Genomic DNA, 1,619 nt, shown 5'->3' on the forward strand with positions numbered 1-1,619 from the left:
GCGTATAATCGTCGGCAGCGTCAGATGTGTATAAGAGACAGCACACGACGACCCGCCCATGACCGTCCTCGACTTCCCCGTCCGCGAGCTTCCGCTGGACCCCAACGTCGCGCAGCGGCTCGCCTCCGATCCGCTGTCGTCGGTGTGGGTGGGCGCCTCCGCCGGGTCCGGCAAGACGAAGGTGCTGACCGACCGCGTGCTGCGGCTGATGCTGTCCGGCACCGCGCCGGCGCGCATCCTCTGCCTGACCTTCACCAAGGCGGCGGCGGCGGAGATGTCCATCCGCATCAACCGCACGCTGGGCATCTGGGCGACCCTGCCCGACGAAGGGCTGGAGGACCGGCTCGCCGACCTCTGCGGCGAGCGGCCGAGCGCCGAGACCCGGACCATCGCCCGGCGTCTGTTCGCCCAGGTGGTGGATTGCCCGGGCGGCATGAAGATCCAGACCATCCACGCCTTCTGCCAGTCGCTGCTGCGCCGCTTCCCGCTGGAGGCCGGGCTCGCCCCGCATTTCGAGGTGATGGACGAGCGCACCGCCGCCGGCCTGCTGACCGAGGCGCGGGACGAGGTGCTGCACGCCGGCCGCGCCGCGCCCGACAGCCCGCTCGGCAAGGCGATGGCCCGCCTGACCGCCGACCTGAACGCCGAGGAGTTCGCCGACATCCTGGCCGAACTGGCCAGCGAGCGCGGACGAATCCAGCGCCTGCTCGAGAGTTTCCACGGGCTGGACGGCGTGGTGGACGCGGTCCACGAGGCGCTGGGCGTGCCGCCCGGCATCACCGAGGCCACCATCCTGCGCGAGGCCTGCGCCGACGACGCCTTCGACGTTCCGGGGCTGCGCGACGCCTGCCGCGCGCTGTCCACCGGCAGCAAGACCGACGAGGAGCGCGGAGTCGGCATCCAGGGCTGGCTCGACGCCGCGGACAGCCGGATGCGCGCCTTCCAGATCTACGCCCGCCATTTCCTGACGGCGGAGGGCGGCGCGCGCAAGACCCTGATCACCAAGAAGCCGGCCACATCCTTCCCCGCCGCTCTGACGGCGCTGGAACGTGAGGCCGAGAGGCTCGTTTCGCTGATGAAACGGGTTCGCTCGGCCGGAGTCGCCGCCTCCACCACCGCCCTGCTGACCCTGGCCGAGTCGCTTCTGAGCGCCTACGAGGCGAAGAAGAAGGCCAAGGCGCTGCTCGACTACGATGACCTGATCCTGTCGGCCAACGCCCTGCTGCGCGGCAAGGACGGCGTGCCCGCCGTGCCCTGGGTGCTGTTCAAGCTGGACGGCGGGCTGGACCACATCCTGATCGACGAGGCGCAGGACACCAACCCGGAGCAGTGGCAGGTCGTCGGCTCCATCGCCGAGGAGTTCTTCGCCGGGCTCAGCGCCCGTGACGGGGGCGAAACGACCCGCACCGTCTTCGCGGTGGGCGACGAGAAGCAGTCGATTTTCAGCTTCCAGCGCGCCGACCCCGCCGAATTCGCCCGGATGCGCCGCCATTTCCAGACCCGCGCCAAGGCCGCCGAGCGCGACTGGCACGCGGTGGCGCTGGACATCTCCTTCCGCTCCACCGCCACCGTGCTGCAGACCGTGGACGCGGTGTTCCGGCTGGACGGCGCCAAGGATG

The 1,619-nt window shown here is 70.7% G+C and carries 1 protein-coding gene; it reads left to right on the forward strand.

From position 1 onward, the window contains the following. Positions 1 to 58: 58 nt before the first annotated feature. The coding region (locus tag Q4I23_RS32585; protein WP_498528986.1) for a UvrD-helicase domain-containing protein at positions 59 to 1,619 on the forward strand (1,561 nt) is incomplete at its 3' end.

Source organism: Azospirillum sp. UFLA03-27, assembly GCF_059803775.1.